Source organism: Streptomyces pseudoechinosporeus (assembly GCF_054783935.1).
In genome coordinates this window covers 51,709-68,367 of sequence record NZ_BAAGPS010000017.1, presented here as the reverse complement: position 1 = coordinate 68,367, position 16,659 = coordinate 51,709, and the positions used below count along the sequence as shown (strand labels likewise).

At 70.1% G+C, this 16,659-nt stretch carries 13 protein-coding genes and 1 pseudogene; 11 read left to right on the top strand and 3 right to left on the bottom strand.

The features are described 5' to 3' along the window. Positions 1–146 precede the first annotated feature (146 nt). From ACYVO6_RS22285 to ACYVO6_RS22260, 6 genes and pseudogenes are all read left to right on the top strand, one after another. Complete coding sequence (locus ACYVO6_RS22285) at positions 147–1,295, top strand: XdhC family protein (protein ID WP_461063717.1); 1,149 nt, start codon at positions 147–149, stop codon at positions 1,293–1,295. A 39-nt stretch (positions 1,296–1,334) separates the two neighbouring features. Beyond that, positions 1,335–1,590, top strand: a pseudogene (locus ACYVO6_RS22280) (cyclase family protein); the annotation flags it as partial. A gap of 168 nt (positions 1,591–1,758) precedes the next feature. Continuing rightward, positions 1,759–4,596 carry a SpoIIE family protein phosphatase gene (locus ACYVO6_RS22275; protein ID WP_461063715.1) on the top strand — a complete coding sequence of 946 codons (2,838 nt, stop codon included), beginning with the start codon at positions 1,759–1,761 and terminating at the stop codon, positions 4,594–4,596. Between the two features lie 74 nt (positions 4,597–4,670). After that, a complete protein-coding gene (locus tag ACYVO6_RS22270; protein ID WP_461063713.1) occupies positions 4,671–6,233 on the top strand; it encodes a sugar ABC transporter ATP-binding protein in 1,563 nt (520 codons plus the stop codon). Continuing rightward, positions 6,230–7,441: an ABC transporter permease gene (locus tag ACYVO6_RS22265; protein WP_461063711.1), complete on the top strand. Its 1,212-nt coding sequence runs from the start codon at positions 6,230–6,232 to the stop codon at positions 7,439–7,441. The genes ACYVO6_RS22270 and ACYVO6_RS22265 overlap by 4 nt, the downstream gene beginning before the upstream one ends. A 329-nt stretch (positions 7,442–7,770) precedes the next feature. Continuing rightward, the gene (locus tag ACYVO6_RS22260; RefSeq protein WP_461063801.1) at positions 7,771–8,871 is read left to right on the top strand and encodes a substrate-binding domain-containing protein; all 1,101 of its coding nucleotides are present in this window, start codon (positions 7,771–7,773) and stop codon (positions 8,869–8,871) included. Between the two features lie 56 nt (positions 8,872–8,927). Here the strand turns inward: ACYVO6_RS22260 and ACYVO6_RS22255 are convergent, their stop codons facing one another. Both ACYVO6_RS22255 and ACYVO6_RS22250 read right to left on the bottom strand, forming a co-directional pair. Further along, entirely contained in the window at positions 8,928–10,010 is a 1,083-nt protein-coding gene (locus ACYVO6_RS22255) for an amidohydrolase family protein (protein WP_461063709.1), read from the bottom strand. 37 nt (positions 10,011–10,047) lie between these two features. Continuing rightward, positions 10,048–11,106: a LacI family DNA-binding transcriptional regulator gene (locus ACYVO6_RS22250; protein ID WP_461063707.1), complete on the bottom strand. Its 1,059-nt coding sequence runs from the start codon at positions 11,104–11,106 to the stop codon at positions 10,048–10,050. 241 nt (positions 11,107–11,347) lie between these two features. Here ACYVO6_RS22250 and ACYVO6_RS22245 point away from each other — a divergent pair, with 241 nt between their 5' ends. The 4 genes from ACYVO6_RS22245 to ACYVO6_RS22230 are packed head-to-tail and all read left to right on the top strand — an operon-like array spanning position 11,348 to position 14,769. Continuing rightward, a complete protein-coding gene (locus ACYVO6_RS22245) occupies positions 11,348–12,334 on the top strand; it encodes an ABC transporter substrate-binding protein (protein ID WP_461063705.1) in 987 nt (328 codons plus the stop codon). Further along, a complete protein-coding gene (locus tag ACYVO6_RS22240) occupies positions 12,331–13,164 on the top strand; it encodes an ABC transporter permease (protein ID WP_461063703.1) in 834 nt (277 codons plus the stop codon). Before ACYVO6_RS22245 ends, ACYVO6_RS22240 begins: the two co-directional genes overlap by 4 nt. Continuing rightward, entirely contained in the window at positions 13,157–13,972 is an 816-nt protein-coding gene (locus tag ACYVO6_RS22235) for an ABC transporter ATP-binding protein (RefSeq protein ID WP_461063701.1), read from the top strand. The genes ACYVO6_RS22240 and ACYVO6_RS22235 overlap by 8 nt, the downstream gene beginning before the upstream one ends. Then, complete coding sequence (locus ACYVO6_RS22230) at positions 13,969–14,769, top strand: ABC transporter permease (protein ID WP_461063699.1); 801 nt, start codon at positions 13,969–13,971, stop codon at positions 14,767–14,769. Before ACYVO6_RS22235 ends, ACYVO6_RS22230 begins: the two co-directional genes overlap by 4 nt. Before the next feature lie 33 nt (positions 14,770–14,802). Here the strand turns inward: ACYVO6_RS22230 and ACYVO6_RS22225 are convergent, their stop codons facing one another. After that, the gene (locus ACYVO6_RS22225; RefSeq protein WP_461063697.1) at positions 14,803–15,501 is read right to left on the bottom strand and encodes a winged helix-turn-helix transcriptional regulator; all 699 of its coding nucleotides are present in this window, start codon (positions 15,499–15,501) and stop codon (positions 14,803–14,805) included. A gap of 211 nt (positions 15,502–15,712) precedes the next feature. Here ACYVO6_RS22225 and ACYVO6_RS22220 point away from each other — a divergent pair, with 211 nt between their 5' ends. After that, entirely contained in the window at positions 15,713–16,612 is a 900-nt protein-coding gene (locus tag ACYVO6_RS22220; protein ID WP_461063695.1) for a class I SAM-dependent methyltransferase, read from the top strand. Positions 16,613–16,659: the final 47 nt, after the last annotated feature.

The window sequence follows — 16,659 nt, the reverse complement described above, 5'->3', positions numbered from 1 at the left end:
GACCGTTCGGCGGCTGACCATGCCCGGCCGCCGGACCTCTGGGCCGCCGCCGTGTCACTCCCCCCGACNCGACGACACAGCGGCGGCCCACCTCCCAAGAACCGTCGTCCCACGCCGTCTCACCCGGATCACACGGAGACCCGCCCATGCTGAACATCGCGGACACGCTGTACGACTGGTGCCGCGAGGCCCGCCCCTTCGCCCTCGCCACCGTCATCCACGTCAGTGGCAGCGCACCCCTGCCACCCGGCACCGCCCTCGCCGTGGACACCGACGGCAACGCGGTGGGCAGCGTCTCCGGCGGCTGCGTGGAGGGGGCCGTCTACGACCTGTGCCAACAGGTGCTGGCGGACCGCGGCACCCCCGCACGGACCCACTTCGGCTACTCCGACTCCGACGCCTTCGCCGTCGGCCTGACCTGCGGCGGCGAGATCGAAGTCCTCGTCCAGCACGTCGACCCCGCGGACCAGCCCCACCTCACCACGGCCCTCGAAGCCGTCACCCGGGGCCGGCCCATCGCCCTCGCCCAGATCATCGAGGGTCCCGAAGAACTCCTCGGCCGCACCCTCTCTCTCCTCGGCGACGGCAGCGCGTACGACGGAACTCTGGGCGGCGCGCGAGAGGACCGGGCAGTGGCGGCCCAGGCCCGTGCGCTGCTGCGGGCGGGGCGAACCGCCCGCGTCGAGGTCGGCGGGGACGCCGACACCTGCCCCGAACGGCTGTCCGTGCTCGTCCACACCCACGCGCCCCGCCCGCGCATGCTCATCTTCGGCGCCGTCGACTTCGCGGGTGCGCTGAGCGAGGCCGGGCGCTTCCTCGGTTACCGGGTCACCGTGTGCGACGCTCGTCCGGTCTTCGCGACCCCGGCCCGCTTCCCGCACGCCGACGAGGTCGTCGTCGACTGGCCGCACCGCTATCTGGAGCGTACGGAAGTGGACTCCCGCACCGCGGTCTGCGTCCTCACCCACGACGCCAAGTTCGACATCCCCCTGCTGCACCTCGCCCTCGACCTGCCCGTCGGTTACGTCGGCGCCATGGGCTCCCGGCGCACCCACGACCACCGCCTCGACGCACTGCGCGCCGCCGGCGTACCGGACGACCGGCTCGCCCGCCTGAGCTCCCCCATCGGTCTCGACCTCGGCGCCCACACGCCCGAGGAAACAGCCATCTCCATCACCGCCGAGATCATCGCCCACACCAACCACCGCACCGGTCTGCCCCTCTCCCGAGGCACCGGACCCATCCACCACCCCGCCACAGACGCCCTTTCACCAGCCGTACGAAGGGCCGCGTGACGACCCGACCGCAGCACCGCAAAGGGGATGCCGGTTGTGGGGGATCGCGGTATCGCCCTGCTCGGCGGTGACGGCGACAGCGATGTACGGCCCTCGCCGGTCGACGGTGTGCACTCGCCCGTCCACGCACTCACCGTGGCCGCGATGGGGATGCCGCTGCCGGACAACCTCGACCTCGAAGCGCTGTCCGCCGCCACCGCTGAGGCGGGCCGTTACGAGTTCCTTGCTGGTCGTGGCGCCGCTGAACGTTCCGGGCGGGACAGGATCGCCCGTCAGTCCGGTCGCGGTCCTGTGATGACCCGCCCTCAATTGGTCACCGTGCGTGAGAAGAATCGAGCGCACTATGGCCTATCTCATCATTAATCATCCATTTTCGTCCGTTATAGTCGAAGGCCGATGAGCGGGTTAATGGCGGGCTGAGTGAAGGAGAAGCGTGGACCGGTCCAGTAAGGAACCGATTCAGATGGCGCGTGCGACAGACGGCGGGGGACTCGCAGGTTCCCGTGAGCGGTTCCTGCAGGGCGAGCCGGTCGAGGCAGGTGTGCGAGACCTGATCTCGAATTCGTGGCAGCGCTGCCGGTCTCTGGGCCTGTCACCGGACCGCTGCGCGCTTCCCTACCAGGAGGATTTCGATCCGGACGGTCGGCTCGTCCGCGCGGCCGGCCCTGTGCTCGACCGGCTGCGGTCGAGGTTCGCGGGCGGCCGGATGAACATCGCCATCGCCGACGGGAGCGGGATGGTGCTGCAACGCCGCTTCGGAGACGAGTCCATGGCCAGAACTCTCCCGGAGTTCCAGCGTGTTCCGGGATTCGTGTTCGCCGAGCGGTTCGCGGGCACCAATGGCATCGGTCTCGCACTCGCGGAAAGGCAGCTCATCACGGTCAACGGTGCCGAGCACTTCGCCGAGCGCGGTCAGTCGAACGGCTGCCACGCGATCCCCGTCCGCGACCCGCTCAGCGGGCGTATCGAGGGCATCCTGTGCTTCGGCTATCCGCGCAGCGCCGCGGACCCGGTGCTGGACACCGTGATACGCATGGCGGCCGAGGCCATCGAATGGCGGCTGCTTGAGCAGAGTTCGGCGCGAGAGCGCGGTCTGCTGCGGACATACCTCGATGCCGGCCGCCGCGCGCGGACCGGCGGGCCGCCGGGAACGGGACACACCGTCAGGGTGGACGAACTGGCCCAGGGACTGCACAGCCGCGATAGGACAATCCTCAAGGAGAAGGCCACCGAGCTGATCTCCTGCGCGCAGCGGGCCGCCGTCGACGTGTCCCTGTCCGACGGGCGGCGGGTCACCCTCGTGAGCCGTCCGATGACGAGCGCCTTCGGAGTGGAGGGCATCGCCATCGAGGCCATCCTCCCCAGCCACGCACCGCGACAGCACCCCTCACCGCGACAGCACCTCGCCATCCCGCACCCGGCCGGCGAGCCGCTGAGCCGCCATGCCGAGCACGCCGCCATCCCCGTCCCCGGCGTCCCGCAACCGCGGTCGTCGTCCGGGCCCCTTCCCGTCGCCGCACCCGTCCGGGGTGCCACGGCTGTCGGCGCGGGCGGCAGGACCGACGACACCACCAACGGCATGACCCGAGGGCTGGTGATGGTGGGAGAGCCGGAAGTAGGGAAGTACGCCCTCGCGGCACGCCGCCGCCTGGAGCTGCTGTCCGATGCCAGCGCGGGCATAGGCACCACCTTGGATGTGCGCCGCACCGCCCGGGAACTCGCCGAGACGACCGTCCCGCGACTGGCCGACTTCGTCACGATCGACCTGCCCGAGGCCGTACTGCACGGCGAGGAGCCCGCCGACCCCCGTACCGACATGCTCCGTACGGTGGTCCACGGCATCCGTGACGACTTGCCCTTCCACTCGGTCGGCAAGCGGGTCGACTTCCACCCGACCACGCCCCAGCTGCGCTGTCTGACCAGCAGGCAGGCAGTGCTGGAACCCGACCTGAAGGCTGCCGCCGGCTGGCTCGCCCAGGACCCCGAGCACACAGAGCGGCTCCTCGCCCACGCCCACTCCCTCATCGCCGTCCCCCTGGTCGCCCGCGGCGTCGTCCTGGGCATCGTCAGCTTCTACCGCTCGCAGGACTCCGCCCCCTTCGGGGACGATGACCGTTCGCTGGCCCAGGAACTCGCGACCCGCGCCGCCCTGTGCATGGACAACGCCCGGCGCTACACCCGCGAACACGCCATGGTGCTGGCCCTCCAGCGCAGCCTGCTCCCGCAGGGCCTGCCCGAGCAGGACGCCGTCGACGTCGCCCATCGTTATCTGCCCGCCGAGTCCGGGGTGGGCGGAGACTGGTACGACGTCATCCCCCTCTCCGGCAGCCGTATCGGCCTCGTCGTGGGCGATGTCGTCGGCCACGGAATGCATGCCGCCGCCACCATGGGGCAGCTGCGCACAGCCGCACGCAGCTTCGCCGAACTCGACTTCAGCCCGGACGAGGTTCTCACCCACCTCGACAATCTCGTGGCGCGCCTTGACCGGGAGGCGAGCAGGGACGATCCCGATACCGACGCCGACGGCATCATCGGCGCGACGTGCCTGTACGCCGTCTACGACCCCACCTCGCAACAGTGCACCATGGCCCGCGCCGGCCACCCCCCGCCCGCGCTGGTCCGCCCTGACGGCGTCGTGTCATTCCCCGACCTGCCCGCCGGGCCCCCGCTCGGCCTCGGCGGCCTTCCCTTCGAAACCGCCGAGATCCACATCCCCGAGAACAGCCAGGTGGTCCTCTACACCGACGGGCTCATCGAGGACCGGCACCGCGACATCGACGTCGCCCTCGACCAACTGCGCGGAGCCCTGGCCCACCCGGACCGTTCACCCGACGACACCTGCCAAGCGGTCCTGGACACCGTGGCACCCGCCCGTCCCGGTGACGACATCGCACTGCTCGTTGCCCGTACCCACGCCCTGGCCCCCCACCGGATCGCCACCTGGGACCTGCCCGCCGACCCGGCCCGCGTCAGCGAAATCCGTGCCTCCGCCACCCGGCAGCTGACCGACTGGGGGCTGGACGAGGCCGCGTTCGCCGCGGAACTGCTGCTCAGCGAGCTGGTCACCAACGCCATCCGCCACGGTGCCGGGCCCATCCAGGTACGGCTGCTCCACGACCGCACCCTGATCTGCGAGGTTTCCGACACCAGCATCAGCGCCCCGCACCTGCGCCGGGCGGCCACCACCGACGAGGGCGGCCGTGGCCTGTTCCTCGTCGCACAACTGGCCCAGGCATGGGGCACGCGCTACACCCCGGACGGCAAGGTCATCTGGGCCGAATGCGCCCTGGACACGGTTTGAGCAGGGAGCTGCGCCCGGCGTAGCCGAGGCAAGTGGCGCAGCGGAGGCATGTGAGGCATATAGAGGAGAAGTCCGTGCATGACCCTTCCGACACCTCTATGAACCCACCCTCTGTGACCGCTCCCTCGCCCTTCGGAGCGGAACCTCTCGTCCGCATCCGCGGTCTCAGCAAGCGGTTCGGCGGGACTCGCGCGCTGGCCGGGGTCGACCTCGACATCCACGGCGGCGGTGTCCTCGCCCTTCTCGGCCCCAACGGCGCCGGAAAATCCACGCTCATCAAAGTGCTCGCCGGAGTCCACCACGCCGACGAGGGAGAGGTGACGGTGGCCGGGCACCGGCTCGGGACCCATGCCGCTTCCCGGAGCATGTCCTTCATCCACCAGGACCTCGGTCTTGTGGAGTGGATGACGGTCGCCGAGAACATCGCCCTGAGCACCGGGTACGCACGCCGCGCCGGACTGATCTCCTGGCGGCGGACCCGGGAGCGCTGCGCCGAGGCCCTGCGGATCGTCGCCGGACATCTCGCAGCCGACGCCCGGATCGCCGACCTCGCCCCCGCCGAGCGTTCGCTGGTCGCCATCGCCCGTGCCCTGGCGACGCGGGCGGAACTCATCGTCCTCGACGAGCCGACCGCAAGCCTCCCCGCAGCGGACTGTGCCCGGCTATTCGACGTACTGCACACCCTGCGCGACCGGGGGCACGGCATCCTCTACGTCAGCCATCGCCTGGACGAGGTGTACGAGGTCGCCGACACCTTCGCCGTCCTGCGCGACGGCCGCCTCGTCAGCCAGGGCCCGCTGGCGGGCTACAGCCCCACCCGCCTGGTGCACGACATCGTCGGCGAGGAACTGACCGGCCACCGGCCCGCCCCCGTCCCCGCCGACGGCCCGGCCGTCCTGACCCTCGACAACGTACGGACCGCTGGGGCCGGACCGGTCAGCCTGGAACTGCGGGCCGGCGAAGCCCTCGGCCTGGTGGGCCTCACGGGCGCCGGGCACATGGACCTGGGCCGCGCCCTCGCCGGCTCCCGGCCGGTCCTCGACGGGCGGGCACTCCTCGACGGCCGGCCGTACAGCCCTCGTACGGTCGCCGCCGCCGTCGGCCTCGGCGTCGGCCTGGTGACCGGCAACAGGCAGGAGGAGGGCTGCGCCGCCGAACTGACCGTACGGGAGAACCTCCTGGCCAACCCCCGTGCGGGAGACCTGCCGGCCTTGCGCTGGATCAGCCCCCGACGCGAGCGCGCCGAGGCCACCACCCTGATCGAACGGTTCTCGGTGCGTCCCCGCGACAGCGAGGCCCCGATCGCCACCCTGTCCGGCGGCAACCAGCAGAAGGTCATGATCGGCCGGTGGCTCCGGGTGGGCCTGCGGCTGCTGATCCTCGAGGAACCGACCGCAAGCGTGGACGTCGGCGCCAAGGCCGCGATCCACCGCCTGCTCGACGACGCGCTGGCCGCCGGCCTCGCGGTACTGCTCATCTCCACCGACTTCGAGGAGGTCGCGGGCGTGTGCCGACGCGCCCTGGTCTTCGTCCGCGGGGCCGTGACGGCCGAGCTGAGCGGTGCGGCCCTCACCGTCGCCGGACTCACCCGGGCAGCCTCGGCCGTGCCCGCTCCCGGAACCGTGACGAACCGATGACCGCATCCTCCCCCTCGCCCCGATCCCGGCTGGGCCGGCGGAGCCGGTCGGCCCAGCCGGGCGGTGGTGGCAGAAGCCAGCCGGGTGGGCTGGGCGGGCTGGGCGGTGGCGGCAGGGGCCGACGGGGCGGACCAGACGGTGGCGACAGGGGCCGGCCGGGACGAAAGGGCCGACCGGGCGGCGCGGGCCGACTGGGCGGGCACTTCATCGGCACCTACGGCCTCCTGGCCCTCACCGCCCTGCTCTTCCTGGTCTTCTCCGTCGCTCTGCCGCGTACCTTTCCGACCCTGAACAACATCTCCTCGATCCTGTTCAACCAGTCGGTCCCGGCCATCCTCGCGCTCGGCGCGATGGTCCCCATCGTGACCGGCAAATTCGACCTCTCCATCGGTTACGGCCTCGGTCTGGCGCACGTCATGGTGATGCAGCTCATCGTCAACGACGGGTGGCCCTGGCCGCTCGCCTGCCTCGCGGTCATCCTCGGAGGGGTGGCTGTCGGCGTCCTCAACGGTGTCGTTGTCGAGTTCGGCCGGATCGACTCCTTCATCGCCACTCTCGGGACCGGCAGCATGCTGCTCGCCTGCACCGGCTGGATCACCGACGGCGGCCGGATCATCCCCGGCCCGCAAGGCCTGCCGGCCGCTTTCACCGACATCTATGACTCCACGTTCCTCGGCCTTCCGGTACCCGCCTACTACGTGCTCGCCCTCGCGGTCGCCCTCTGGCTGCTGCTGGAGCGCCTGCCGCTCGGCCGGTACCTGTACGTCGTCGGCTCCAACCCCCGCGCCGCCGACCTCGTCGGCATTCCCACCCGCAAGTACTCCGTCTACGCCTTCGCCGGATCGGGGCTGATCGTCGGCTTCGCCGGTGTGCTGCTCGCCGCCCAGCAGCAGATCGGCAACCCGAGCGTCGGCATCGACTACCTGCTGCCCGCCTTCGTCGGCGCCCTGCTCGGCTCCACCGCGATCAAACCCGGCCGTGCCAACGCCATGGGCACCGTTGTCGCCGTCACCGTCCTCGCCGTCGGCCTCGCCGGCATCGGCCAACTCGGTGCCGACTTCTGGGCGACCCCGCTGTTCAACGGTGGCACCCTGCTCCTCGCCGTCGGCCTGGCCGGCTACGCCGCCCGCCGCCGGTTGCGCACCGGCGCCACCGCAGCCCCAGAGTCGACGCCGACACCGGACGACACCTCCGGGACCACTCCATGACCCATCCTTCGACGCCCACTCCGTGACATCCGGCCGCATGCCCGCTTGTTCGCGCTGTCCCTCCGCGAGGAGCTCCCGTGCACTCCCACCGCAAGACCGCCCTCACCGTTTTCAAGGCCCGGTTCGCCCCCGGTGCGCTACAAGCCTCTCGGGTGCAACTCCCAGCGGTGGCTGGGAGAGGTCGACGTGCTCGGACGCCCGCGCGGCGGCAGCCGGCTGCCGCCGAGTGCACGGCTCCGCCGCTTGGCGATCGGAGCCCTCGCTCCCTGCGCGCGACTTCCTTTCGACTTCAGGCCCGCCCCTTCGGCTCACTCGCCTCCGCCGCTCTGCTGGCAGCGGCAGCAGTCCTGGTCGGCTGCGAACGCGGCTCGTCGACCGGACCCGGGGAGTCCACCGAGGGCCCGAGTGGTTGCCCCGCCACCCTCGCCAGGGCCGAGGCGGCCGTCAGGCAGGCCGAGAAGACCGACGTCTCCTTCAGAGGCCCGGCCGGCGGCCCCGCGGCGGTGTCCGGCAAGACCATCGTCTATGTCGCGCAGAGCATGACCAACCCCGGCGTCGCAGGTGCCGCGAACGGGGTGAAGGAAGCGGCTGAGGTTATCGGCTGGAAGGTCCGGGTGATCGACGGCGGGGGCACCCCCGCCGGCCTCCAGGCGGCACTGAGCCAGGCCGTGGCACTGAAGCCCTCGGGCATCGTCATCGGCGGCTTCGACCCCAACTCGACCTCACGGCAGGTCGCGCGGGCCAACGCGGCGCGCATCCCGCTCGTCGGCTGGCACGCGGTCGGTTCGCCCGGCCCCAGCAAGCGGCCCGAGCTCTTCACCAACGTCACCACCCGGGTCGAGGAGGTGGCGAGGATCAGCGCGGACTGGGTCATCGCGCGGTCCAACGGCAACGCCGGGGCTGTCATCTTCACCGACGCCTCGATCCCCTTCGCCAAGAACAAGTCCGAGCTGATCAGGAAGGAACTCGCCACCTGCTCGGGCGTGAAGCTGCTGGCGCACGAGAACATCCCGATCCCGGACGCGAGCAGCCGTACCCCCCAGGAGGTCTCCTCCCTCCTCTCGCGCTTCGGCAGCGAGTGGACCCACTCCGTCGCCATCAACGACCTGTACTTCGCCGACGCCGCACCCGCCCTCCGCGCCGCCGGCAAGCAGGGCTCCGGCCCTCCCTTCAACATCGGCGCGGGCGACGGCGACCCCTCCGCCTTCCAGCGCATCAACAGCGAGCAGTACCAGGCCGCCACCGTTCCCGAGCCGCTGTCCCAGCAGGGCTGGCAGATCATCGACGAGTTCAACCGCGCCTTCGCCGGACGACCCGCCAGCGGATACGTCGCCCCCGTCCACATCACCACGGCCGCCAACAGCGGCGGGGCCATGACCTGGAACCCGTCGGGTTACCGGGAGGCATATCGGAAGATCTGGGGCAATTGACTTGCTCTCCCCTCTTTCAGGAGGGAGAGCAAGTCAATGCGATACGAGACGGCAGCTCACCGGGTGGCGGCCGGTGCAGAAAGCCTGGACCCGGTCAGTCTGCGTACATTGCCGGAAAAGACGGCGGCGCGCTCCGCGTCGGTGAGGTCCATGGCCGCCAGGTCGGCGATCCCCGAGCGGATGTACCCGGGACCCTTCTCGGGGTCGTACGGCGAGTCGGAGCCGAACAGCACACGGTCCGGGCCGAAGAACTCCAGGGCGCAGCGCAGGGCGTGCGGGGCGCCGAAGAGCGCGGTGTCGGCGTAGAACATCTTGAAGTAGTCCAGCGGGCGCTTGGTGAGCGGATAACCGGTGACGTCCTCGCGCTGGTGGTCCGGGGTGCGTGAACCGAGTTGGTCCCATCCGGGGCCGACGCGGCCGGAGAAGTGGGGGATCATGCTGCCGCCGTGGTGGATGAGCAGCTTCAGGTCCGGGTGGCGTTCGAGTACGCCGCCGAAGACGATGCGGGCCATGAAGGCGGACAGGTCGTACTCCCAGCCGAAGGTCCACCAGATCTCGTACCGGGAGCGTTCCTCGGTGGGGTAGTCGGGCCAGGAGGAGTTGCGGCAGGGGTGGACCTGGACGAGGAGGTCGAGTTCGGCGGCGCGTTCCCAGAACGGTTCGAAGCGCTGCTCGTCCAGGGGGTGGCCGTTGACGTGGGTGTATATCTGGACGCCGAGCGCCCCCAACTCGCCGACCGCGCGGTCGAGTTCCGCGACGGCGGCGTCGACGTCGTTGAGCGCGACGGCCGCACAGAAGCCCACGAAGCGGTCGGGGTGTTTGGCGACGAGCGTGGCAAGGCCGTCGTTGCCGATGCGCGCATACTCGGCGGACAGGGCCGGACTGCCGAAGTCCTCCACGGGCGGGGCCGCCAGGTTGATGATCTGGCGGTAGCCGGCGAACTCGTCCATCTGCCGGAAGCGCACGTCCAGGTCGACCAACGCGGGAATGTTCATGATGCGCTTACGCAGGTTGGCCACGGCCGGGACGCCGTCGAGCGCGAACAGGCGCTCGGCGTAGTCGCGGGGAAGCACATGGCAGAAGGCGTCGATCTTCTCAAGAGTCTCGAGCATCTCAAGTGTCTCGGGCGTCTCGGGCACGCTGTTCCTCTCCAAGTGGTTGGTGGCGGCCGGGCGTTCATGGGGCGGGTGTCGACGACTCGCGTGGGATGAGGGTGGGCGCGTAGACAGCGGAGGCCGTCGGCTTGCCCTCGATGGACCGCAGCAGGATGTCGACCGCGCCGCGTCCGATCTCGCGCAGCGGCACGCGGACACTGGTCAGGGGAATCGGCAGGCGAGCGGCGAGCGGGGTGTCGTTGTACCCGACGAGCGAGAGCTCGCCGGGAATGCTGATCCCGAGCCGTCTGGCGGCTGCCAGCACACCGACCGCGGTGTTGTCGTTGACGGTCATGACGGCTGTCGGGCGCTCACCGGCGGGCATGGCGGACAGCAGCTCGGTCGCGACCCGCTCACCGCTCTCCATGGAGAACTCCGAGGGCCGGACGAGGCGTTCGTCCACCGTGATCCCCGCCTCCCGCAGGGCTGTGCGGTAACCCTCCATCCTGCCAACGGGGTTGGAGGCGTAGGGCGGGCCGGCGATCAACGCGATCCGCCGGTGCCCCAGGTCGATCAGGTGACGAGCAGCCAGATATCCGCCCAGCTTGTCGTCGCCGACAGAGGCCGGGCCGCGGCCGTCGGTCCGCAGCGCGAGGGCGTACGGGATGTCCCGCGCGGCCAGTTCGCGCACGAGGTCGCTCTGCGAGTCCAGCCGGGCCGTGGCGAGCACCAGCCCGTCCACCATCCGGTCCAGCAGCAGCCTTCCCTGGACGGCTTCGGCAGCCGGTTCGTCGTGGGTGATCGCGACGAGGGCGTGCAGCCCGTGGTCCCGGCAGGCTTCGGCGATCTCCTCGTACAGGATCGCCATCACCCCGTCCGAGAGCCTTGAGACGACCACGCCGATCGTGCGCGTGCTCTGTCGGCGCAGGCTGGCTGCCGCGGGATTGGGCGAGTACCCGATACGCTGCGCGACCTCCTTGATCCGGGCGGCCGTGGCGCTTCGCGAGAAGGGGTGCCGCTCGTCCATGGCGCGTGAAACCGTCGAGGCGTTCACGCCCGCTTCGCGCGCGACATCGGCCATGGTCGGGCGGCGTTGGCCGCCTCGTGCACGGCCGGATGCCTTGCCCTCTGATGCGGTCACCGGTTGCTACCTCTCTCGTCGGCGGCGGGCGAACTTTCCTGGCGCTACTGGGTTGACGGGCTCGTTCTGGCCCGCACATGATTGTGCATACGTAAGCGCAATCGATTGCATACCCAGTATCACACGCCGTCCCGGCGAAGACACAAGGCCTCGGCGGCATTTCGCAGAGAGGAGCGACCCCTTGTCGAGTCGCTCGGTGAGAACGCCTGCTTCCCGGCACCGTCTGAAATGCCGGAGAGCGTTGGGCGCCATCGTTTCCGCCACCCTGTTACTGGCCGGATGTTCCGGTGGCGGCAGCGACAACTCCTTCACAGTGGCGCTGATCGAGCCGGACATCGCCGCGGTTCCGCTGCTCGCGGCCGTCGACGCGGTCCGTGAGCAGGGATTCGACGTCAAGGTGGAGGAGGCCGCCGAGCCGGAACTCGCCATCGAGGGCCTCGTCCGCGGCGACTACCAGTTCTCGGCGGAGGCGACGAGCCCCGCGCTGATCGCGATGTCCAAGGGGGCGCCGATCCGGATCGTCGCCGATGCCATCGGCAACCAATGGGCGGTCTACGGCGCCCAGAACCGTGACAGCTGCGACCAGTTGGACGGCCGTCCCTTCGGGATCTTCAGTGAGGGCTCCGTCGCGACGGCGATGGTCCGGCAGTGGGTCAGCGAGGACTGCCGAGCCGGCTCCGAACCGGAATACCTGACCATCGGCGGCTCCGACGCCCGCGCGCAGGCCCTGCTGTCCGGCCAGATCGACGCGACCGCCCTTGAAGTGACCGACGCCATCACCCTGGAACGGGCCGGCGGAGGCAAGGGACTGCACCGGCTGGCGGACTTCAAGGAGGTCTTTCCCGGGCTGCACCCACAGACCGTGTACGCGAACGAGGACTATCTCGGCGAACACCGCAAGCCCAGCCAGGCATTCATCGACGCGCTCGTCGCGGAGCACCGGAAGATCAACGCGGACCCCGGCTACCTCGTGTCCCTGCTGAAGAAGTACCTGCCGGACGCCTACGACGACGCGACGGCGAAGGTCACCAGCCGGCAGTACGTGGAGGCCGGGCTGTTCGATGCCGCGGGGCTGACTCCGCGGAGCGTCCAGCGGACGGTCGACTTCTTCGTGGACGCGGGAATCGTCAAGCGCATGCCGGTCGAGGACGTGGCGGATCTCAGCTTCGTCGACCGCGCGGCGGCCGAGCAGGAACCGGCCGCGCAGGAACGGGGAGAAGGCGCATGACCGCTTCCGGTGTCTCCGCCACGACGCGCCGCCCCACAACCAGCCTGCTGCGGAAGGCAGTTCACGGCACCCTCCTCTACCAACTGCTCACCTTCGCCGTGTTCGCGACCGCCTGGGAGGTGTACGGGCGCTATTGGGGCGGCATCCTGCTGCCGCCCTTCTCCGACACGGCGGTGGCGACCGTCGAACTGCTCGGCGAGGCCGAGTTGTGGAAGGCGCTCTGGCTGAGCAACCAGGCGCTGGTCCTCGGTTTCGTCGCGGCCGTCGTACTCGGCGTACCGGCCGGGCTGCTGCTGGGGCGCTTCCGCACCGTCGAGCGCTACACCGACATCTACCTCAGCATTCTGCTGGTGACGCCGATGGCCGCCGTCATTCCACTGCTGGTGATGTCGGTGGGATTCGGGCTGCTGTCGCGGGTGATCCTGGTGACTCTCTTCTCGGTCGTCATGGTGATCGTCAACGCCCGTGCCGGCATACGGCAGATCGACGCCTCGCTCATCGAGATGAGCCGCACCTACGGGGCGTCAGAGGCTCAGATCTGGCGGCGCATTCTCATTCCCGGCGCCCTGCCCGCCATCATGACCGGCGTCCGGCTCGCGCTCGGCCGTGCCGTCACCGGAATGGTCATCGTGGAACTGCTCATGGTGTCGGTCGGGTTCGGCGGTCTCATTCTCGAGTACCGCAGCCTTTTCGAGGCGCCCAAGTTGTACGCGACCATCGTCGTCATTCTCATCGAGGCACTCGCGCTGATCGCCGCCGCGCGCTGGGTCGAGCGCAAAGCCACTCCGTGGGCGGCCCCCCGGAATTCCGCAAGGAGTACACGTGATTGAGATCCGAGGCGTCACCAAGAAATTCACCGGGCGGGAGGGCAGCGACGTCCATGCCCTCAAGGACGTCAACCTCACGGTCGGGGACAACGAGTTCCTCACCGTCCTGGGCCCGAGCGGATGCGGCAAGACCACCCTGCTGCGCGCGATCGCCGGACTCATCGACTGGGACGAGGGCGACATCGTCGTCGACGGCGAGCCCGTACGCCGCCCAGGTCCCGACCGGGCCATGGTCTTCCAGAACTTCGCGCTGCTGCCCTGGGCCACGGTGCTGGACAACGTCGCCTTCGGTCTCGAACTCCGGAGGGAGAGCCGCGCGGTCCGGCACGAGAAGGCAAGGGAGCTGATCGAGCTGGTCGGACTCGGCGGGTTCGAGTCGCGGCTGCCCGGCGAGTTGTCCGGCGGCATGCAGCAGCGCGTCGGTCTGGCCAGGGCGCTGGCCGTGGAGCCGAACGTCCTGCTGATGGACGAGCCGTTCGGCGCTCTCGACGAGCAGACCCGGCGCATCCTCCAGGAGGAGTTGTTGTCCATCTGGGAACGCCGGCGGCTGACCGTCGTCTTCATCACCCACAGCATGGAGGAGGCCGTACTTCTCGGGGACCGGGTGGTCCTCATGAGCCCGCGCCCCGGCCGGATCGCCGAGATCGTCCCCATCGGCATCCCACGGCCCCGCTCTGCCGACGTCGGGGGCCTGGAGCAGTCGCCCGAGTTCACCGCGATCACCTCGCGGCTCTGGGAGAGCCTGCGCACCATGCACCCCGACCACCGCACGTCTGCCCGGGCCGCGGCAACCCAGGAGGTGGCCGGATGACCGCCACGACCCCTGCAGCCCGCACGAGCGTACGGAGGAATTCGCGCGTCGCGGTGCCTCCGCCGCTGGTCGGGCTGCTGGCCGGGGCGGTCCTCTGGGAGGTGGTCGCGTGGTCCGCCGACGCCGCCTTCCTCCCGCCGGCCAGCGCCGTCGTCGCCCGACTGTGGGAGATGACCCTGGACGGGCTGATCCTCAACAGCCTGGCTTCCAGCCTCACCAACCTCGTCCTCGGGTTCGCGATCTCCCTCGTCCTGGGGCTGACACTCGGCGTGCTGATGGGTCGATACCGCCCGGTGGACGCCGCGCTCGGCGTCTACATGTACGCACTGCTGACGGCTCCGTCCCTGGTGTTCGCCCCGGTCTTCTTCTCGCTGTTCGGCCCGGGCAGGGCTTCCATCGTGGCCGTCGTGGTCATGTACTCGCTCTTCATCATCGTGATCAGCACCGCTTCCGCCGTACGAGCGGTCCCCGAGCACCTCACCGAGATGGCCCACCTGTACGGGGCGAACGAGCGGCAACTCCTGCTCAAGGTCGTCGTCCCCGCCGCCCTGCCGCTGGCCATGGCCGGCATCCGGCTCGGCATCGGCCGCGCGGTCACCGGAATGATCAACGGCGAAATGTTCATCGCCGTCGTCGGCCTCGGCCGGGTCCTCACCCAGGCAGGCGGCCGCTTCGACAGCGAGAGCGTCCTGGCCGTACTGCTCGCCGTCGTCCTGGTGGCCCTCGGCGCGGTCGGACTCGTTCAATGGGCCGACCGCCGCGTCAACGGCTGGCTCCCGCGGACAGCGCGGGAGTGACAGCGCCGCGGACGAAGCGGCAACCACCCGGGTCTACTTCAAGTCCGCCGTGACGGCGACGGGCCGGGGCACCGCGGCGAACGCCGACAGCGTGAACCACTCTGGTACGGCGCGGCGCAGCGCCTCAGGGCCGTCCACCTTGACCGCGCCGACACGCAGAGCCTCGGACCAGCTGAGGTCACCACGCCAGACTTCGATCATGCGGCGCAGGCCGGCCGTCACCGTTACCGTCACCGCGTAGCCGGGGTCCACGTTGCAGACGTCGGTGTCCTCGGGAGTGATCACCAGCCACCAGTCCCGAGTGCCCGTGGGGACGTCCGGGAAGCTGAAGCGGACCACCGTCCGCCCGTCGGGGACGGCCTCACGGACGACGTTTCGATGCAGGTCCCACAACAGCAGTTTCGGATCGAGATCCTCGTCGCCGATCTGTCCGATCCAGCGGGTGCCCCAGACACCGAGTGCCTCGATCACCGGCCGCAGTTCACGTCCGGCCGCGGTCAGAACGTACTGCACCTCTCTGCCGTCGGTCTGCTTCTCCACGACGCCGGCGCGCACCAGCTGGTGCAGCCGCTTGGACAGCAGCGTGGGGGACATCCGCGGCACACCGCGACGCAGGTCATTGAAACGTCGGCTGCCGAGGACGAGCTCACGGACGATGAGCAGCGTCCAGCGCTCGTCGAGCAGCTCCATCGCCTTGGCGACAGGGCAGAACTGGCGATACGAGGCCCCCATGCCGGGCAGAGTATGCCCCCGCCGCCGGACAAACCAGCCCAGCAGTAGCCGGACGGTGTCGAATGACGACGCTCCAGTACAGATCTGGGACTAGTAGACGGCATACCCCGTTCCTAGGCTCCGTGCCGTGGCGGACAACGAGTGCGGACAACGAGTTCGGGGTTCCCACAGCCGTCGTAGTGCACGGAAAGTGTCCAGAAGGAGTGCTGTCATGAGCGAACTGACCGACGCGGTCGAGGTCGACCGTGCTCTGAAAGCCAGGCACCGGGCGATGTGGGCGCAGGGTGACTACCCTGCCGTGGCCGCTGAGATCATCCCCGAGCTGGGTGAGGTCCTGGTCGAGGCGTGCGGGGTGCGCGGTGGTGGCGAGCGAAGCGAGACGGGGTCCCCCCGGGGCGAAGGCCGGGGGAGGAGGCTGCTGGACGTGGCGGCCGGCTCGGGCAACGCCGCGATTCCCGCGGCGCTGGCCGGGGCGAGCGTGGTGGCCTGTGACCTGACCCCGGAGCTGTTCGAGGCCGGGCGGCGACTTGCCGCGCAGCGCGGCGCCGAAGTGGTGTGGCGCCAGGCGGACGCCGAGGCATTGCCGTTCGGGGACGGCGAGTTCGACACGGTGCTGTCCTGCGTCGGGGTCATGTTCGCCCCGCATCACCAGGCCGCCGCCGACGAACTCGTACGCGTCTGCCGCCCGGGCGGCACGATCGGCTTGCTCAGCTGGACGCCCGAGGGCTTCCTCGGCCAGATGCTCGCCACGATGAAGCCCTACGCGCCGCCGCCCCCGCCGGGCGCGCAGCCCCCGCCCCTGTGGGGAGACGAGGACCACGTTCGCGCCCTGTTCGGTGACCGGGTCACTGACATCGAGACGCGTAAACAGACGGTGCTGGTCGACCGCTTCAAGAGCCCTGAGGAGTTCCGCGACTACTTCAAGGAGCGCTACGGCCCGACGATCGCCACCTACCGAGCCATCGCCGATGACCCCGCCCGCACTGCCGCGCTGGACCGCGACCTCGCCGAACTCGCCCGGCGATACGACCAAGGGGCGGGCAGCACGGCCATGGAGTGGGAGTACCTGCTGTTCACCGCCCGCAGGTCAGGTGATGAGGTGCATGCTTGACCCTGCGAACGGACGGGTGGCGGCGTCCGCGTTTCCCGGATGAGCAC

Bases quoted from the DNA above. Each gene is read 5' to 3' on its own strand.
- ACYVO6_RS22265 (WP_461063711.1), top strand. From the start codon at position 6,230: ATGACCGCATCCTCCCCCTCGCCCCGATCCCGGCTGGGCCGGCGGAGC.
- ACYVO6_RS22230 (WP_461063699.1), top strand. From the start codon at position 13,969: ATGACCGCCACGACCCCTGCAGCCCGCACGAGCGTACGGAGGAATTCG.
- ACYVO6_RS22225 (WP_461063697.1), bottom strand. From the start codon at position 15,501: ATGGGGGCCTCGTATCGCCAGTTCTGCCCTGTCGCCAAGGCGATGGAG.
- ACYVO6_RS22275 (WP_461063715.1), top strand. From the start codon at position 1,759: ATGGCGCGTGCGACAGACGGCGGGGGACTCGCAGGTTCCCGTGAGCGG.
- ACYVO6_RS22240 (WP_461063703.1), top strand. From the start codon at position 12,331: ATGACCGCTTCCGGTGTCTCCGCCACGACGCGCCGCCCCACAACCAGC.
- ACYVO6_RS22285 (WP_461063717.1), top strand. From the start codon at position 147: ATGCTGAACATCGCGGACACGCTGTACGACTGGTGCCGCGAGGCCCGC.
- ACYVO6_RS22220 (WP_461063695.1), top strand. From the start codon at position 15,713: ATGAGCGAACTGACCGACGCGGTCGAGGTCGACCGTGCTCTGAAAGCC.